Consider the following 17,504-nt stretch of genomic DNA (forward strand, 5'->3'; position numbering starts at 1 on the left):
CCTCCACTTCGGAGTTCAGCGAAGTGAAGGGGCTTGTTGAAAGATTACTTTCTCATTAGGTAAAGGAAGTAGCCGCCTCCAAGTAGAGAGGCCAGTAGCCCAGCAGGGAACTGCCAAGGGAACCACAACGTACGACCAATCCAGTCCGCTGCGACCATGATGTTCGCGCCCAACAATGCCGCTGTCAGCATTTGCGGAATTGCTCTGTATTGGTGAAGCGAGCGGGCCATGTGAGGTGCTAATAGTCCGATGAAGCTCAGAGGACCAATAACGATAGTGCACAGCGTAGTCAGTGCTGCGACCAATAACAGCAAGGCTAAGCGAACTGTAGTTGTGTTCATCCCCAAACTGCTGGTGGTCACTTCACCCAGGTTTATAAGCTCAACCCAGCGATGTAGTGAAAGGGAAATAGCACCAACCATTGTCACACCAACAGCAAGTAAAACGACATCTTGTGTGGCAACCAGATACGTTGAACCCGATAACCAAGTCAGCAGCGCCGTGGCATTTTCGTTACCTGAACTCATCGTAATACGCAGCAAAGCATCAAGCCCAGCACTTAGCGCGATACCGGTTAACAGAGTTTGCGTTGGCGCGAAGTTGTGCTTTCTGCCCATCAACCAAACTACAGTCGTAACAGATGTTGCTCCAAGTGTACCAAGCAGCATTTGTTCTTCGCGTCCAATCGAGTTGCCCCAGAGTGTGCCGAGAACCAGCGCTAGGGCAGCACCTGAACTTATGCCCAACACTTCCGGACTCGCCATCGGGTTATTTGAAATACGTTGAATAATGGTGCCCGCGAAAGCGAGGCCAATACCGGCTAATAGTGCAACCAGTACTCGTGGCGTGCGCAATTCAAATAAGGATTCATGAATCTCAATACTCCAGCCGAATTGATTTTTACCGACAGTGAGCGCAATCAAACATGTAACCGCCAATACTAAAGACATAGCAATCACGGTTTTGGCCGTATTAGCTCGCTTGTACTGTTCAATATGCTCGTTACGGCTCTTAAGATCCGACTGAAGTTTAGTACGTTGCAATAGCCACAATAAAAATGGAGCGCCAAGTAATGCTGTCATTGCGCCCGTTGGCAGTAGCTCACCACCAAAACCTGAGAATGGCTGAATCACTAAATCGACAATCAACAGGATTAAACTACCGATCAAGCCACTGGTTAATATTTGTTTAGCGAATGATCTAACGCCTAGTAGCCTTGCAATCGCTGGGGCAACAATACCCACAAAGCCAATTAAGCCCACCTCACTGACTACCGCAGCGGTGATAAAGATTGCGAGAGATAGACACAACAGTTTGATTTGCTTAATGTTCACGCCTAGCGAAGTGGCAACATTATCACCAAACTGCAATGCAGACAATGGCCTTTGCAGGACGAGCAGTAGTAGAGTTGGAATGGCAATCAGGGGTAATAAAACTTGAACGCTAGACCAATCATTTTGGTTAAGCACACCTGCGCCCCATACGAATACACTGGTGAGCTGTTGCTCATGCAGCATCAGTAGCATGGTGTTGAGTGATCCTAAAAATAGGCTCACGACCATACCCGCCAGAACCATATGTAGTGGCGAAAACCCACGCGTAGAGCTGAGTGCAAAGACTAAACCCGTAGCAAGGCAGCCACCAATGAAAGCTGGGATAAAAAGAGGAACAGCGACACTTGTCGGGGTTAAAAGTAAACCCAATACCATACCTAGCTCTGCGCCCGCAGCGACACCAAGTGTCGTCGGTGAAGCAATAGGGTTACGCAATACAAACTGCATCACACAGCCGGCGACTGCTAGTGCAAAACCACAAAGGAGTGCAACTGCAAGTCTCGGTAAATAAGTGAGATGGGTGATCAGGTGTTGGTAGTTCGCTGAATCAAAATGAAAGAGCGTATCCCAAATCAACCCAATGCCTTTCGAGTAAGGTGCGGTTATCTGAAGTAGCGAGCTGATAAGGAGAACAGCCGTAACCGATAGGGCGACTGCTTTAACGTGAGTTCTTGCCACTGCTGAACCTTCAATCTTGGTGGTTGCTATCATTTTTGGGTCAGTAGTTTTGTTATGTGGTCACTAAATCTTTGCGCAGCGATAAGGCCTCCAAAGGTCCAGATGCTCGGAAGCTCATACACTGAATCTGTTCTGGTGAATTCCATGGCCTGCCAAAGTGCAGATTGAGTGAGTTGATTTTTTTCGTTTTCAGTCAAAGGACCAAAAAGCATCACGTTTGCTTGTTGATGTTCCGCGAGTCTCACCACACCTGTGGTGCTAAAGCCCCAAAGGTTGGTCGGTTCTTGCCAATCGTTTTTTAGCCCCATCGCTTCAATGGTCGCTTGCGCTAGTGAACCTTGGCTGTGAATTCGTAAAGTTTTATCGTTGATGAAACGACCAAAAATCAATGGCTTATCTGAATTGCCTGCTGCTTGTATTTTTTCACCGTTGTCATGAAGTCGCTGCTTTGTGTCTGCAATAATTTGTTGGGCTCTTTGTTTTTGGCCGAATAATTTACCAAGCGACAACGTAATCGCTTTAGCAGATTCAATCGGCTGCTTCTTTTGGCTGTAAACGCTATAAACCAGCACCGGAGCAATTTTATTGAGTTGGTGATAAGCCGCAGCCATGTGTTCGCTAATCAGGATGACATCAGGCTTCAACTTCGTTAATAGTTCTAAGTTAGGCTCGCGTCGAGAACCAACATCGGTGGCACCTTGGTTCAGTTCTGGCTTCACAACCCACTGCTGATAACCTTTGGCATCGGCAATGCCCTCTAGCTCAACGCCAAGGCTGAGCATCGTTTCTGACAGAACCCAATCTAACGCCACAACTTTTTTAGGGGTTGTTTCGAAAGAATCGGTTCCCATTTCGTGTGTGATTTCTAATGCATGAGGGCTCTCTAGCGCGTAAGCATTAAATACGAATAAGACAGACAGTAGCGCCATGAACTTTTTCATAACAGATTCCTCGTCATTTAAGGGATGTAACTGATTGGTTGCCCTGTTTCAGGGTGGTCGAATAGCGCCAGCTCCATGCCATAGATTTTCATCAGCGTTTCCGGTGTCATCAACTCTTTCGGAGAGCCAGAAGCGACCACTTCACCGGAGTGAAGAGCAATAAGATGGTCACTGAATTTTGCCGCCATATTGACGTCATGAAGTACCATAATCACGGTCAAACCCAGTGATTGGTTAAGCTCTCGAATTAAAGACAGTAGCTCATGTTGATGGGCAACATCTAGTGCCGATGTTGGTTCGTCTAATAAAATACATTGGCTTTTTTGGGCAAGTAGCATGGCGACCCAAGCTCTTTGTCGCTCACCACCCGATAGGGTTGCAACGAATCTATCTGAGAAATCGTTCAAGCCTACTTTTTCAATAGCTTCATCGACAATTTGGTAGTCTTCTTTGCTGTATCTTCCAAATGCGCCTTTCCAAGGGTAGCGACCAAAGCAAACTAACTCACGAACGGTGACACCATCAGTGATAGGTGGATGCTGCGGTAGGTAAGCGACTTGATGTGCAAACTCTAGGTTACTGTATGAAGACAGTAGTTGTTCGTTGAAGAATACTTCTCCCTGGGTTGGGGCATTTTGTCGACTCAGTAGTTTCATGAGAGTCGATTTACCGCATCCATTATGACCAAGTAATGTGGTGACCTTTTTTGGCTCAAAGGTTAATTGGGTAGGGGAGAGGATCTTCTTACCGTCGATTTCGAACGAGGCATTGGTAAGTTTGTACATAGTGAAATATGAAGTTGAGTTATAGGCTACTAGCCGTTAATGTAACATAATGAAAAACAAATGATAATTATTCTCCAAATCAATTAGTTTGCTGCTATTCATGTTGTTACCCACTCACTTGCTTTCAAAAATAGCTTAATCAACCTCGAGATTATGTCCGTTATACAAAATAAAAAATTTCATTTAGTGGCTATTAGCTTGATTTCGGCGTTGATGGGCATAGGACAAAACGGTTTACTTGTCTCGTTACCGTTTCTTGTTGAACACTCTGCGTTCAGCTTACCTACGTGGTCTGTATTTATCGCGATTGGAAGTTTGCTGTTTTTGCCTTCCGCCCCTTTTTGGGGAAGGTACAGTGATAAACATGGCCCAAAGAAAGTGGTGTTACAGGCATTATCAGGAATGGCGGTTAGCTTTGCGTTATTGGCACTGTTTGCAATGAATAGCGCCTATTTTCAATCGGATAGCCATAGTGCTCGCGTGTACATTGTCTGTTTTATCGGGCTGGTCATCGCACGAATTCTATATGGCTGCACGGTCGCAGGTTTGGTGCCGGCAAGTCAGCACTGGGCAATATTGTTGTGTGGTGAGAAGAACCGATTGCAGGCGATAACATCGGTGAGTATCGGTTTGAGTGCTGGTCGATTGATTGGCCCACTCATCTCTATTGTGGCACTCAAATTTTCTTATTTCGCACCGCTCATGTTGATGATTCTACTGCCGTGTGTTGCGCTAGTCTTAGCTATTTTCTTGCCTGAACCGGCAATGCTCATTACCAGGCAGGCACAGCGAGAGAGCGCATCGTGGCTGCCCCCAAAAGGGCTATGGGTGTTTTTGTCGAGCGGGTTGTTGCTTTGTGCGACAGTGGCATTAACGCAATATAGCTTCTCGCCACTCATTTATGCTGTTACTAGTTGGTCAACTGAAAAAGTGAGTGATGCGATTGGCGTATTATTAACCATTAGTGCAGCGTTTACTTTTGCGACTCAAGTTTTGGTGGTTAAGAAAAGCAAATTGACGCCCCCAACTATGTATCGCTTTGGCGCATTATGTTTAGTGCTTGGGTTTATCGTGTTGCTGATATCTGATATTTGGGTGTTTGGTGGTGCGATGATGTTGACAGCCATTGGTGCTGCGCTGCTTGTTCCTGCATACACGGTATTTGCGACTGAAAAACAAAATGAAGCCCCGGGTGCTGCCGCAGGCTTCATTTCGATGTCTCACACACTTGGCTATGGAGTCGCGTCGTTGCTGGCGTTCACCGCTACTCTCCATCCGCTATACCCCATCTACTTGTGTCTGATCTTTGCCACACTCATTCTTGCCACATCGTTTTCAGTATCTAATAAAAACAGTTCCTTAGGTTTAGAATGAGGTTAGTTTTAATCGTTCTGCGTATACACCACACCACATCGCCACGCAGTACCGTCATCAGCACTTGAGTCTTGGCAATGCCCCTTGCTGACAAGGTGGTGATATCTTTATTTAGAATGGTGAAGTCTGCAGATTTACCAACTTCAATCGTATCTGTAATATCATCAATTCCTAGGCTTTTAGCGGCGTTGAGGGTGTAAGCGTCGATAGCGGTATAGATATCGGTTAGACCGGTTTTTCCCATGATCAAGCTATTCGCGATGCCAACCAGTGGGTTGATGTCGTGTACATTCCAGTCACTGCTTAACGTGATATTAGCGTCGGTTTTGAGGATTGCGTCGAGGTTCATCATGGCTTTCGCGCGTCTTGCACCTAACAAGGCATTAGCCCATTCGTGGTCATGTTGCACGACGTAGTCTGATCCAACTTGGAAATCCGCGGTTACACCGAGTTGTTTGAATCGTGGAACATCCTCATCATTGATCAATTCAACGTGGGTTAGCGTGTATGGCTTTTGCGAACCTTGCTTACGTACGTACGCTCTCGATGGCAGCTAAAGATTCTCGAACTGCGCCGTCACCAATGGCATGTATGTGGGCACTAAAGCCGATTTTTTCTAGGGCCGTTAACCACTGTTTCATCCGTGCTGGTGGAATGAAGTTCAAGCCGTTAGGAGAGTTTGATAAGTAAGTATCTAAGTAAGGAGCGAGCGTTTTTGCCGTGCCATTGATAAAAATACCACCGCTGTACATTTTCACCTGATCGACCAGCAATAGACGACTTTTGTCATCTGAGTACATCTTCTCGAACACTTCCAATTGAGAAAGCATTGCCATGGAAGGGTAAACCTAGGGACGCAGTGAGACGCGTGCTGTAAGATCATGGTTTTGCTTGGCTTCTAGCCAAACATCATACCAATCGCGCTTCCAATACATTCTACTATCACCTATGGTGGTGATACCGTATGCTGCTGCATCAAGGCCGTACATTAAGCCTTGGTAGTTCTGTTCGAAGAGTTCGCTTTGACTGTTCCACGCCATTTCCATGACTTGGTCACCGGCGTTGTCCAGTAAGATACCGTTGAGCCTACCGCTTGTAGGATCTTTTAAATATGCGCCGCCTTGTGGGTCTGGTGATTGCGGAATAATCCAGGTGATTTTTAGCGTTTTGGAGTTAACCCACATTGAATGTAAAGTCTGCTCCATGATCACGACTGGTCGATCGGGGAAGACACTGTCGATGATCTCAAGTGACGTGTACTCTGAGTCACTGTTGATTGTGGATTCCAAAGAAAATCCATACCCTATTAACCATCCTCTGCCGTTTGAATCCGCATTGATTTTACAGGCTTCTAAGTAGGGGATTAGTTCTTCAAGTGTTGCTTCTGAATCCAGCTCGTAAGTGCCACCCAGTTCCGAGGCGGCTTCAAAAACATGGTTGTGATTGTCTATGAAACGCGGCAGAACAAAAGCATTCCCTAAGTCGATAACGTCGGTATTCTGCCCTTGAAATGTTTGTGCTTGTTCGAGGCCGCCAATAAAAATGATCTTGCCGTGATAAGTAACGATAGAATCTGACTCTCGATGCCCGTATATCGGCATTAGTAAAAATTTGGTCAGCCGCTTGGTTTTGCACTGCTGATTGATGACCAAGAAGTCGTGCAGTTAATTGACCCAACTTTTAACTCGGTTGAAAAAGGCGAAGTCAGCGACAAACAAGATAAGGTCGAAGCCTTTCTGATGTATCATTTTATTCACGATATTTCCGTAAAAGACTTAGATAGCCATTTGTATATTAGTGAAAGTAGCGTCAGGCGTTTGTATCAAAAGCACTACAACGAGAACTTCAGTCAGCGGTTGAAGAAAATTAGATTAAATGTCGCGTGTGATTTACTGCTAAATACATCTCTGCCTGTGAATCTAATTATGGAGAAAGTCGGTTATGACAACCAAGCTAACTTCAATCGCCAGTTCAAATCTTATAAGCAGGTGACGCCGACTCAATATCGAGAGTCAATGAAGCGGCTTTGATTCATTCACCAACGAAACGATTTCCATAAACGCCTGAATAATTTAATGTTATATGAACCATGCTAATGAGGTTCACGTATTAACAAGGACGTAAGTTAAGACTCAAATAACTTACTCGTATTACGATTAAAACAAGTCGAGGTTAGGATGAAGAAAATACTTTTGCTGCTGAGTGTGATTTTATTGGGTGGATGCGTTGGCATGCCAGAAACCGTCAAGCCAGTTCAGCAGTTTGAATTGGATAGATATTTAGGGAAATGGTACGAAGTGGCTCGTTTGGATCACTCATTTGAGCGCGGCTTAAGTAATGTGAGCGCTGAATACAGCCTACGCGATGATGGCGGCGTGAAAGTGATCAACCGTGGCTATTCGGCTGAAAAGGGCGAATGGAATGAGGCAGAAGGCAAAGCGTACTTTGTTGAAGGTAGCGACCAAGGTTACTTAAAAGTGTCATTCTTCGGTCCGTTTTATGGTGCTTATGTGGTGTTTGAATTGGAAGAGGAAGGATACCAATACGCGTTCGTTTCCGGCCCCGACACCGATTACTTATGGCTACTAGCAAGAACGCCTGAAGTTGCACCAGAAGTGATGGAGAAGTTTAAAGCGATGTCGAAAGAGCGTGGGTTTAATACCGATGAGCTGATCATTGTGGAACATATCCAATAAACTGACCGCTATTATTGCTGAGAGTGACTGATGATTGATAAGGCACAGAGGATGACTTTCTCTGTGCCTTTTTTATTCAAAGATAGAGCTACAATTAACGAGGCTGGTTTCCGTTCAAGAAAAGTGCAACGCATTCGCGCGTGTAGTTGAGCCTTTCTTTATCGGATTCACCGCTATCGTGACCGAAGAAAGACCAATAGGCTGATTTGCCATGAAACATCAGCAGCAGTTGACGAGCTGCAATGATCGGTGAGCTAGACGTCGACAAAGTAAGGTCACCAGAATCTATTTTTGATTGCAGGTAATCGGCGAGTAATTTCGTTGTTTTTTGAGGGCCACTTTCTAAATAGATAGAGGCGATCTCTGGGTGTGTGTTGGATTGGCTTACCGCATTCTGAAAGGTTTGTCGTGACTGTTCATCCAGTAATAAGTCCTGAAACTTCACACCAAACTTCACCAATTCTTCTTCCAAAGTGGCGTCCATATCAAAGGCTGAATGGCTCAGCTCACGCTCGGCACATTCGGTTTGCATGCAGGTTTCAAAAAGTACGTCTTTATTTTTAAAGTGAGAGTAGACCGTTTGCTTGGAAACGTTCGCTGCTTTGGCTATTTGATCCATATTGATCTTGAAGCCATGTTCAGAGAAAAGTTTACTTGCTGCGGTTAAGATCTGCGATCTCTTCTGTTCACTTTTGATGATTTTCGTCACGTGCTTATTTCTCGCTACCAAGTGCTAACTCGTTGTGCGCTAGCATTATGCTTTTTGTGATGGTTTTATCAATCACTAACGATGAAACTTATTTTTAACATAATCAAACTAGACAGTCTAGTTTGGTTTGGTTAGTCTAAAAAAAGAACATAATTGAGTACCGCATAGGAACAGTGAGTATGTATAAATTGATGAAGGGAAGCGCAGTAGCCGTGGCGTTGTCGACTCTTCTTTTTGGGTGTGGTGAAAGCACACAAGCCGAGACAACCTCTGATGCTGCGAGCACTGCCGAATCGAACAGTGCTGGCTCGACAGTGTTAACGGTAGAAACCGTCGCCCTAGAACGTTCTCCATCATACGAAGTACAACGTGAATATGTCGGTGTGGTAAAAGCGGGCCAACAGGCGAATCTCGGCTTTGAATTGGCGGGGAAAGTTAACGAGATTCTGGTGGATGTCGGTGACACAGTCACAGAAGGTCAGCCGTTAATCAAGTTAGATACTCAGCTGTTGAAGACCGAATCCAGCCAACTAAAAGCACAAGCTGAAGAAGTGAAAGCGCAATTGAGCCTTGTGGCTGCGAACTTAAAACGTCAACGCTCACTGAAAGCAAAAGGCTTCAGTGCCGAAGCAGAAATCGACTCGTTAACCAGTGAGCAGCGTGTATTGCAAGCGAACTTGCTGCGCATTGACGCCTCGGTGAAAGGTAATGATCTCAAGCTAGTGAAGTCGACGATTCTTGCACCTTATTCTGGCACTATCGCCACTCGATTTGTCTCGTTAGGTGATGTGGTCAATGTCGGTAATCCAACGCTTAATCTATTGGCATCGGAAGACAAAGAAGCCTTTATTGGTATTCCAGCCCACCAAATGCAAAAGGTCACGTCACTCTCTGCGCCTAGTATCCGAGTTGGACTTAACGATTATGCAGTAGAGCTATTGAATCCGGGGGCGATGGTCGACACTCAGTCTCGCAGTGTTGGATTGCGCTACCTATTTCCGGAGCAATCTTCGGTATTGGAAGGGCAACTGGCCTACCTTCAATTTGACGAACAAGTTGAGGAGCAAGGCTATTGGGTCCCTTTAACTGGCTTAATTGATGGCTTGCGTGGTGTGTGGAATATCTTTGTAATTGGCGATGGCAACAAGGTTGAACGTAGAAGTGTTCAGGTGTTGTTTGCTAACAATCAACAAGCGTATGTGAGTGGTGCGATTGAAGATGGTGAGCAGGTTATTGCGAGTGGTTTACATCGCTTGGTTCCAGGCCAAACCGTGAAGCCAATAAGCACTGCTGCTGAATAGGGAATAGTATGAAAATCATAGAGACTATTTCCAATACCCGACTGTTGATCTTAATGACAGCGCTGCTGATGGTAAGTGGCATTTCAGCCTTCATGACGCTGCCGCGCGCAGAAGATCCGGTGATCATCAACCGTTATGCGAATATCACGACGAGTTTTCCAGGTGCCAGTGCCAAACGAGTGGAAACTTTGGTTACAGAGGTTATCGAGAATAAGCTTCGTGAGCTGAGTGAAGTTAAACTGGTGAGATCAACCTCAAGGCCGAGCGTGTCTATTGTGACGCTTGAGCTTGATGACACTATCACCGAGCCCGAACCTGTTTGGTCGCAAGCACGTGACAAGCTGTCTGATATCGAATCCATTTTACCTGCGGGTGCCCATTCTCCCGATCTCGACAGTGACCATACCTATGCTTTCACCACCATTGCTTCTTTGACTTGGTCTGGTGCTGGTGAGCCTGATCGCTTAACACTAGGGCGTTATGCCAAAGAGTTAGCCAAGCGATTAAGAACCCTTTCGGGCACTGAGTTCGTTGATGAATACGGGATGCCTCAAGAAGAAATCCAGATAAGCCTGCGAACTGCTGATGCTGCAGCGCTTGGTCGCTCTAGTTCAAACATCGCAGAGTCGCTAGAAGGGGCAGATGCTAAGAACTCAGCAGGTGAACTGGTTAGCGCGTATTCTCGATTTGGTTTAGAGATTGAATCGGAACTTGATTCGATTGAACGTATTAAGCAAGTCCCTATCGCGACGGATAGCAATGGTCACATCATCCGCATGGAAGACATTGCTTCGGTAAAGCGTGGTGAGAAAACCCCACAAGATCAGATCGCCATTATTGATGGTGAACCGGGTGTGATCGTCGCGGCGCGAATGCACCCTGATCTTCGGGTTGATAGCTGGACTTCACGTGCTAATGCGTTGATCGACAAGTTTCAACAAGAGCTGCCAAGTAATATCGATGTCACCTTGCTGTTCAATCAGCAGGGCTATACCGAAAGTCGCCTAGATGATTTAGGTAAAAGCTTGATGATCGGTTTCGGTTTGATCTTGATTGTATTGTTTGTGACCTTAGGTGTCCGTGCGGCAATATTAGTGGCTATTTCGCTGCCACTCACTTCACTGCTTACGCTATCGATCATGAAAATCACTGGTGTGCCAATCAACCAGATGTCAGTCACGGGCTTGATTGTTGCGCTCGGGATCATGGTCGATAACGCAGTGGTGATGGTTGATACGATTCAGGCGTATCGATTGAAAGGGCAGCACAGGGCAGAAGCAACCATGAATGCGCTGAAGCACTTGTGGGTTCCCCTACTTGGCTCAACCTTGACTACGGTTCTGGCGTTTGCACCGATTATCTTGATGCCGGGTGCATCGGGTGAATTTGTTGGTGGTATTGCGATTACCGTCTCTTTCTCATTAATCGGTTCTTACATTATCTCGCACACCTTAATTGCTGGCTTAGCGACAAGGTTACTGCCGAAACAATTGAGTGATGTGGACAAGAAGGGGCAACATCACTGGTACATGACGGGCTTAAGAGTTCCTGCTCTAACACGTTGGTTCTCATCTTCTGTCCGTTTTGGTGTCACACATCCAATCATCACTATTGCGTTGGTATTGTTGGTGCCGTTTACTGGCTACTGGAGCATGTCTCAACTGACTGAGCAATTCTTCCCGCCATCAGACAGAGACATGTTTGAGATTCAGGTTTACATGCCGCCGCAAGCCAGTATTTATGCGACGAAAAATACCTCGGAAAAAATAGACGACATCATTCATCGCTATCCAGAAGTGGAGCGTATTGATTGGCTAGTGGGCGCTAACTTCCCATCTTTCTATTACAACTTGCAGGCAAGGCAAAACAACGCTCCGTACTTCTCGCAAGCCATGGTGAAAACAGAGAACTTTGACCAAGCCAATGCGCTAATTCCACAGCTGCAAAAGGTGTTGGATGAAGAGGTACCAGAAGCGCAAATCTTGGTACGAAAGCTTAACCAAGGGCCTCCATTTACCGCGCCAGTTGAGCTGCGTGTTTATGGTGAAAATCTTGATACCTTAAAAGCTATTGGTGAAGATGTTCGTCTGATTTTGGCCGGTGTTCCTAATGTCACTCACACAAGGGAAACGCTGCAACCGGGTACGCCAAAGGTGTGGCTGAAGGTCGATGAAGATACGGCAAAACTCAACGGTATTTCACTGAATCAGTTTGCTGGCATGTTGCAAACCACATTGATTGGCCGTGAAAGTGGCTCTGTGATTGAGGGCAGTGAGTCAGTGCCTATTCGTGTTCGTGTTGCTGATGAAGCCCGTGAAAACCTGACCCATTTAAGCAATATTCGTTTGCCAATCAGCTCTGAAGTCGACTCGACGGGCATTAATGTTTCGACTTTGGCTGAGCTTGAACTGACCACCAGTCGTGGTGCGATTACTCGTCGTAACGGACAACGTGTTAACACCATAGAGGGCTACATTGAAGCGGGCGTCTTGCCGCAAACCGTGCTCAATGAGTTCCAACACCGATTGGAAAGTTACGAAATTCCATCGGGCTACAGCATCGAGTTTGGCGGAGAGTCGGCAGAGCGCGATCATTCGGTAAATAGTCTTATCTCGAATGTTGCTGTTGTGGTTGTGTTGATGGTGTTAGTCGTCGTGATGTCGTTTAACTCGTTTAGGTTAAGTAGCATCATCTTTATGGTAGCGGCATTAGCTGGTGGGCTAGGATTGCTATCGGTGTGGATCTTCGGCTATCCATTTGGTTTTACAGTGATCATAGCGATGCTTGGAATTGCAGGGCTAGCGATTAATGCAGCTATCGTTATTTTGGCGGAGTTGAAGCTCGACGAACAAGCATCAACTGGCAATGTTGATGCGGTTGTAGAGGCGGTGATGTCGTGTACTCGTCATATCAGCTCAACTACGATCACCACTGTCGGTGGATTTATGCCGTTGATTATTGCTGGTGGTGGCTTCTGGCCTCCGTTCGCGGTTGCGATTGTTGGCGGTACGGTACTAACCACACTTATCTCATTCTATTTTGTGCCTGTGGTTTATCGTTTGATGACTAAAAAAACAGCGTAAAACCATGGCACCACAAGTGGTATAATTGATAAACCAGCACCCTTACTTTCCTCGAAGTGAGAGAGTAAGGGTGTGCTTGCCTCTAGGTTTTGTTGGCAAAAATGACTCCTTTTACTCTTCTTTAACTTGATTGATCTTCTATTTCGATACCAATCATCGCGATGAAATGAAGCTTGTCATTCATATTGGAAATTAATACTTCGTACTAACAATTTATTTATGAATACCATTAAGCTTGTATGTGAATTCATAAATTTGAACAAGATCACGCTTTATTTAATTCGTGATTTCTAATGTAGTTCATCATTGTGGTGGTCGTTGACTACCTGCCTCTTCGTCAATTGTTTCTTTGCAATTCCTTTTCACCATTAACTTTGTTGATGTAGCACGCCTATCTCGTGCACCTTTCTCTCGACTCATTTCAGCCATTCTACTTTCATAACTGGAAGGTTAGTTTTCAAGTTTGCTGGGTGAGCTTTCAATTCAAACTCTCCATAATGCGCCAAATGTAACAATGCATTTCAAAGTGTAACAATTAAGTCATAATTTTTGTGTGGTTTTAACCGTGCGGTAATGTTTTCACCAAGAAAAATTAAACTTAATTTGGCTTCCCTTTGAGATGCAGCGTTTCACATGCTCAACACATAAATATTCTAATGACCATGATAACCAGTACTCGGACATTCGATTTGAGACTGGATAACCATCGAGAAAGTTAATGGAAGCTTCAAGATATAAACGCATTTTATCGAGAGCAAACCTGTCGAGGATTGGTTTGGTGGCAACTGCCCTGATGCTCGAAGGATGCAACTCCGCATTGCTCGACCCTAAAGGTAGTGTTGGTGTTCAGGAAAAAGAGCTGATTATTACTGCTTTACTCCTGATGCTGATTGTCGTTATCCCCGTGATTCTAATGACGGTCTACTTTGCTTATAGATACCGCGAAACCAATACCACGGAAGAGTATGCCCCAGACTGGGCGCACTCGACCAAGATTGAAATCGTAGTATGGACGATTCCAATCATCATTATTGCGATTCTTGCGACCATCACTTGGCGTTCAACACATGAACTAGAGCCATCTAAGCCTCTAGAGAGTGATATACAGCCAATGGTGATTGAAGTGGTATCGCTGGACTGGAAATGGCTGTTCATCTACCCGGAACAACACATTGCAACGGTTAACTACGTGGCGTTCCCGAAAGATGTTCCTGTTACGTTTAGGCTGACTTCAGACAACATCATGAACGCATTCTTTATCCCGCGTCTTGGTTCGCAGATCTATGCGATGCCGGGAATGGTGACCAAGTTGAACCTGATTGCAAACCACGAAGGTGACTTCAAAGGCTTTGCATCGAACTACAGTGGAGAAGGTTTCTCTCAGATGAAATTCACAGCATCAGCACTGCCTGATCAAGTGGCATTTTTAAACTGGGTGGAGACGGTGAAGGCAAGCCCTGATCGCATTGAAGATTGGGAGCAGTTCCGTTCACTGGCAGCACCAAGTGTCGCTGAACCTGTGACGCTGTTTTCTAGTGTCCCACCATTTTTGTTCACTGATGTTGTGACCCAGCACCCTGGTTCAATGAACTGTTTGCCGGAAAACCAAGGATAATCGTAATGTTTGGAAGATTAACTCTAGAGTCCATTCCCTACCATGAACCTATTATCGTCGTGACACTTGCGGTGATTGCGCTGGTTGGTTTGGCTGTTGTTGCTGCGGTAACGAAAGCTGGGAAATGGCAATACTTATGGAATGAATGGTTTACTTCAGTAGACCACAAAAAACTGGGCTTCATGTACATTGCTGTTGCAATGATCATGTTGATTCGTGGTTTTGCTGATGCGGTAATGATGCGTAGTCAGCAGTTGCTATCCGCTGCAGGCGAGAGCGGTTACTTACCACCGCATCACTATGATCAGATCTTCACCGCTCATGGTGTGATCATGATTTTCTTTGTGGCGATGCCGCTGGTTATTGGTTTGATGAACATCATCGTACCGCTGCAAATCGGTGCTCGTGATGTTGCGTTCCCTTATCTAAACAACCTGAGTTTCTGGCTGTTTGTCGTGGGTGTGATCCTAACCAATATGTCACTAGGCCTTGGTGAATTTGGTCGTACAGGTTGGCTGGCTTATCCGCCACTATCAGGTATTGAGGCAAGCCCTGGAGTCGGGGTGGACTATTGGATATGGGCGCTGCAAATATCTGGTGTCGGTACAACGCTAACGGGTGTGAACTTCTTTGCGACCATTCTACGCATGCGTACTCCGTCTATGCCAATGATGAAGATGCCAGTGTTCACGTGGGCATCCCTGTGTGCCAACATTTTGATCATCATCTCTTTCCCGATCCTAACGGTAACTATCGCGCTACTGACGCTGGATAGATACATCGGCACGCACTTCTTCACCAATGATCTTGGTGGCAACGTGATGATGTATGTGAACCTGATTTGGGCATGGGGACACCCAGAGGTATACATCCTGATCCTGCCTATCTTCGGTGTGTTCTCTGAAGTGACAGCAACGTTTGCACGCAAAAAACTGTTTGGTTACACCTCACTGGTTTGGGCAACGGTTGCAATCACAATCCTTGCGTTTGTCGTTTGGCTACACCACTTCTTTACCATGGGCTCTGGCGCGAATGTGAATGCCTTCTTTGGTATCGCAACCATGATTATCTCTATCCCGACCGGGGTTAAGATCTTCAACTGGCTGTTCACCATGTACAAAGGCCGTATCCGTTTCACAACACCTATGCTGTGGACTGTTGGTTTCCTTATCACTTTCACCGTTGGTGGTATGACGGGTGTACTAATGGCAGTACCGGGTGCAGACTTCATTCTGCATAACTCAGTATTCCTAATTGCTCACTTCCATAACGTGATCATCGGTGGCGTAGTATTCGGTTGTTTTGCGGCAATTGGCTACTGGTTCCCGAAAGCGACAGGTTTCACTCTGAACGAAGTTTGGGGTAAACGTGCGTTCTACTGCTGGATCATCGGTTTCTTGATGGCGTTCTTACCGCTTTACGCTCTTGGTTTCATGGGCATGACGCGTCGTTTGAGCCAAGACATTAACCCTGAATTCTTCCCTCTACTGGCGGTTGCGGCTGCAGGTACAGGTGTGATTGCGATGGGTGTTGTGTGTCAGTTTGTTCAGTTCTTCGTGAGTGTTCGTGACCGCGACCAAAACCGCGACCTCACTGGGGACCCGTGGGGCGGACGTACTTTTGAATGGGCAACGTCTTCACCACCGCCGTTCTACAACTTTGCAAAACTGCCTAAGGGCGATGAGCTAGATGCGTTCTGGTATCAAAAGCAAAGCGGCGAGTTTGATCCAACTCAGGAAGAAGAATACGAACGTATCCATATGCCGAAGAACACACCGACAGGTATTTATGTATCTGCATGGTCGTTGGTATTTGGTTTCGCAATGATCTGGTACATCTGGTGGCTAGCGGCGGCAAGCCTGGTTGGTATTGTCGTGACGTGTATTCAACACAGCTACAACGACGATGTTGACTACTACGTGGAAGTAGAAGAGATCAAAGCGATTGAAGCGGCTCGACGTGCACAGTTAGCAGAAGCGAAAAAACAGTCGGTGGGTGAGAACAGCGCCGACGGTGATAACAACACAAATAAAGATGATTTGGAGACGACGTATGCAAGCTAATACTCCGTCGCACACTTACGATCTTGCACACTCGCATGATCATCACCATGACTCAGCGGGCAACAAGTTGTTTGGCTTCTGGGTTTACTTGATGAGTGACTGTGTGCTGTTTGCCACGCTTTTCGCGACTTATGCCGTGTTAGAAAGTGGCTCTATTGCAGGACCAACCGGCAAAGACATCTTCGAACTTCCGTTCGTGTTTGTGGAAACCATGATGCTACTGTTCAGTAGTATCACTTTCGGTTTTGGCATGATCGCAATGAAGCGTCAAGACGTTTCTGGTCTGAAAAAGTGGCTAAAAGTAACGTTTCTGCTGGGTCTAGCCTTTATCTGTATGGAAGTGTATGAGTTCCATCACTTGATTGCTGAAGGTTATGGCCCTCAAGAGAGTGCGTTCCTATCTGCGTTCTTTACCTTGGTAGGCACACACGGTTTGCACGTGACATTCGGTCTTATTTGGATGGCTGTTGCGTATCACCAGCTTTCAACTAAAGGCTTAAACGACAACATGTCGATGCGCTTTCAGTGCTTGAGCTTGTTCTGGCACTTCCTAGATATCGTTTGGATTTGTGTATTTACCATCGTGTACTTAATGGGGGTGATGTAATGGAACAGCATCTAGACAGTGGCGCAAAAGATTACGTGATTGGCTTTGTCGCATCACTGATTCTGACCATTATTCCGTTCTATGTAGTGTGGGCGCATGCGCTTCCAAGTACTGAGACTTACGTAGTTCTGTTTGGCTGTGCGCTAGTGCAGGTCTTCGTACACTTTAAGTACTTCCTACATATGGAAGTGAAGACAACCGATGGTCAGTGGAACTTAGTATCACTGATGTTTACTGCCATTGTTGTATTGATCCTGATCGCTGGCTCGGTATGGATCATCTACAACATGAACGTCAACATGAAGTTGTAGGCTAGGG

General features: G+C 45.9%; 12 protein-coding genes and 2 pseudogenes. 9 read left to right on the plus strand and 5 right to left on the minus strand.

Annotation, left to right across the window (positions count from 1 at the left end):
* Positions 1–44 precede the first annotated feature (44 nt).
* Genes fhuB through A3712_RS03390 form a run of 3 tightly spaced genes read right to left on the minus strand, consistent with a single transcriptional unit; the run spans position 45 to position 3,738 of the window.
* Complete coding sequence (gene fhuB / locus A3712_RS03380; RefSeq protein WP_063522287.1) at positions 45–2,045, minus strand: Fe(3+)-hydroxamate ABC transporter permease FhuB; 2,001 nt, start codon at positions 2,043–2,045, stop codon at positions 45–47.
* Positions 2,042–2,953, minus strand: a complete 912-nt coding sequence (locus tag A3712_RS03385; RefSeq protein WP_063522288.1) for an ABC transporter substrate-binding protein — start codon at positions 2,951–2,953, stop codon at positions 2,042–2,044. The genes fhuB and A3712_RS03385 overlap by 4 nt, the downstream gene beginning before the upstream one ends.
* A 17-nt stretch (positions 2,954–2,970) precedes the next feature.
* A complete protein-coding gene (locus A3712_RS03390; RefSeq protein ID WP_063522289.1) occupies positions 2,971–3,738 on the minus strand; it encodes an ABC transporter ATP-binding protein in 768 nt (255 codons plus the stop codon).
* 153 nt (positions 3,739–3,891) lie between these two features.
* Here A3712_RS03390 and A3712_RS03395 point away from each other — a divergent pair, with 153 nt between their 5' ends.
* On the plus strand, positions 3,892–5,112 hold the full coding sequence (locus A3712_RS03395) for an MFS transporter (protein WP_063522290.1): 1,221 nt from the start codon (positions 3,892–3,894) through the stop codon (positions 5,110–5,112).
* Here A3712_RS03395 and A3712_RS03400 read toward each other — a convergent pair.
* A pseudogene (locus A3712_RS03400) lies at positions 5,081–6,789 on the minus strand (amidohydrolase). The gene A3712_RS03395 and the pseudogene A3712_RS03400 overlap by 32 nt on opposite strands.
* Between A3712_RS03400 and A3712_RS03405 the strand changes: the two are divergent.
* Both A3712_RS03405 and A3712_RS03410 read left to right on the plus strand, forming a co-directional pair.
* Positions 6,741–7,142, plus strand: a pseudogene (locus A3712_RS03405) (helix-turn-helix transcriptional regulator); the annotation flags it as partial. The pseudogenes A3712_RS03400 and A3712_RS03405 overlap by 49 nt on opposite strands.
* A gap of 147 nt (positions 7,143–7,289) precedes the next feature.
* Positions 7,290–7,808, plus strand: a complete 519-nt coding sequence (locus A3712_RS03410) for a lipocalin family protein (protein ID WP_063522291.1) — start codon at positions 7,290–7,292, stop codon at positions 7,806–7,808.
* 94 nt (positions 7,809–7,902) lie between these two features.
* Here A3712_RS03410 and A3712_RS03415 read toward each other — a convergent pair whose 3' ends face one another.
* Complete coding sequence (locus tag A3712_RS03415; protein ID WP_063522527.1) at positions 7,903–8,517, minus strand: TetR/AcrR family transcriptional regulator; 615 nt, start codon at positions 8,515–8,517, stop codon at positions 7,903–7,905.
* A gap of 179 nt (positions 8,518–8,696) precedes the next feature.
* On the opposite strand from A3712_RS03415, the gene A3712_RS03420 reads away from it, so the two are divergent.
* The 6 genes from A3712_RS03420 to cyoD all read left to right on the plus strand — a co-directional run bounded on the left by A3712_RS03420 (position 8,697) and on the right by cyoD (position 17,497).
* Complete coding sequence (locus tag A3712_RS03420; protein ID WP_063522292.1) at positions 8,697–9,818, plus strand: efflux RND transporter periplasmic adaptor subunit; 1,122 nt, start codon at positions 8,697–8,699, stop codon at positions 9,816–9,818.
* A gap of 8 nt (positions 9,819–9,826) precedes the next feature.
* Positions 9,827–12,901: an efflux RND transporter permease subunit gene (locus A3712_RS03425; RefSeq protein WP_063522293.1), complete on the plus strand. Its 3,075-nt coding sequence runs from the start codon at positions 9,827–9,829 to the stop codon at positions 12,899–12,901.
* Between the two features lie 718 nt (positions 12,902–13,619).
* Complete coding sequence (gene cyoA / locus A3712_RS03430; RefSeq protein ID WP_082856167.1) at positions 13,620–14,516, plus strand: ubiquinol oxidase subunit II; 897 nt, start codon at positions 13,620–13,622, stop codon at positions 14,514–14,516.
* Positions 14,517–14,521: 5 nt separating this feature from the next.
* Positions 14,522–16,579 (plus strand): cytochrome o ubiquinol oxidase subunit I, encoded by a 2,058-nt coding sequence (cyoB, locus tag A3712_RS03435; RefSeq protein WP_063522294.1) that lies wholly within the window; start codon positions 14,522–14,524, stop codon positions 16,577–16,579.
* Positions 16,569–17,186: a cytochrome o ubiquinol oxidase subunit III gene (gene cyoC / locus A3712_RS03440; protein ID WP_063522295.1), complete on the plus strand. Its 618-nt coding sequence runs from the start codon at positions 16,569–16,571 to the stop codon at positions 17,184–17,186. The genes cyoB and cyoC overlap by 11 nt, the downstream gene beginning before the upstream one ends.
* Entirely contained in the window at positions 17,186–17,497 is a 312-nt protein-coding gene (cyoD, locus tag A3712_RS03445) for a cytochrome o ubiquinol oxidase subunit IV (protein ID WP_063522296.1), read from the plus strand. Before cyoC ends, cyoD begins: the two co-directional genes overlap by 1 nt.
* Positions 17,498–17,504: the final 7 nt, after the last annotated feature.

Origin of the sequence: Vibrio sp. HI00D65, assembly GCF_001635455.1 — a bacterium.
Classification (GTDB): domain Bacteria; phylum Pseudomonadota; class Gammaproteobacteria; order Enterobacterales; family Vibrionaceae; genus Vibrio.

Bases quoted from the DNA above. Each gene is read 5' to 3' on its own strand.
- fhuB (WP_063522287.1), bottom strand. From the start codon at position 2,045: ATGATAGCAACCACCAAGATTGAAGGTTCAGCAGTGGCAAGAACTCAC.
- A3712_RS03385 (WP_063522288.1), bottom strand. From the start codon at position 2,953: ATGAAAAAGTTCATGGCGCTACTGTCTGTCTTATTCGTATTTAATGCT.
- A3712_RS03390 (WP_063522289.1), bottom strand. From the start codon at position 3,738: ATGTACAAACTTACCAATGCCTCGTTCGAAATCGACGGTAAGAAGATC.
- A3712_RS03395 (WP_063522290.1), top strand. From the start codon at position 3,892: ATGTCCGTTATACAAAATAAAAAATTTCATTTAGTGGCTATTAGCTTG.
- A3712_RS03410 (WP_063522291.1), top strand. From the start codon at position 7,290: ATGAAGAAAATACTTTTGCTGCTGAGTGTGATTTTATTGGGTGGATGC.
- A3712_RS03420 (WP_063522292.1), top strand. From the start codon at position 8,697: ATGTATAAATTGATGAAGGGAAGCGCAGTAGCCGTGGCGTTGTCGACT.
- A3712_RS03425 (WP_063522293.1), top strand. From the start codon at position 9,827: ATGAAAATCATAGAGACTATTTCCAATACCCGACTGTTGATCTTAATG.
- cyoA (WP_082856167.1), top strand. From the start codon at position 13,620: ATGGAAGCTTCAAGATATAAACGCATTTTATCGAGAGCAAACCTGTCG.
- cyoB (WP_063522294.1), top strand. From the start codon at position 14,522: ATGTTTGGAAGATTAACTCTAGAGTCCATTCCCTACCATGAACCTATT.
- cyoC (WP_063522295.1), top strand. From the start codon at position 16,569: ATGCAAGCTAATACTCCGTCGCACACTTACGATCTTGCACACTCGCAT.
- cyoD (WP_063522296.1), top strand. From the start codon at position 17,186: ATGGAACAGCATCTAGACAGTGGCGCAAAAGATTACGTGATTGGCTTT.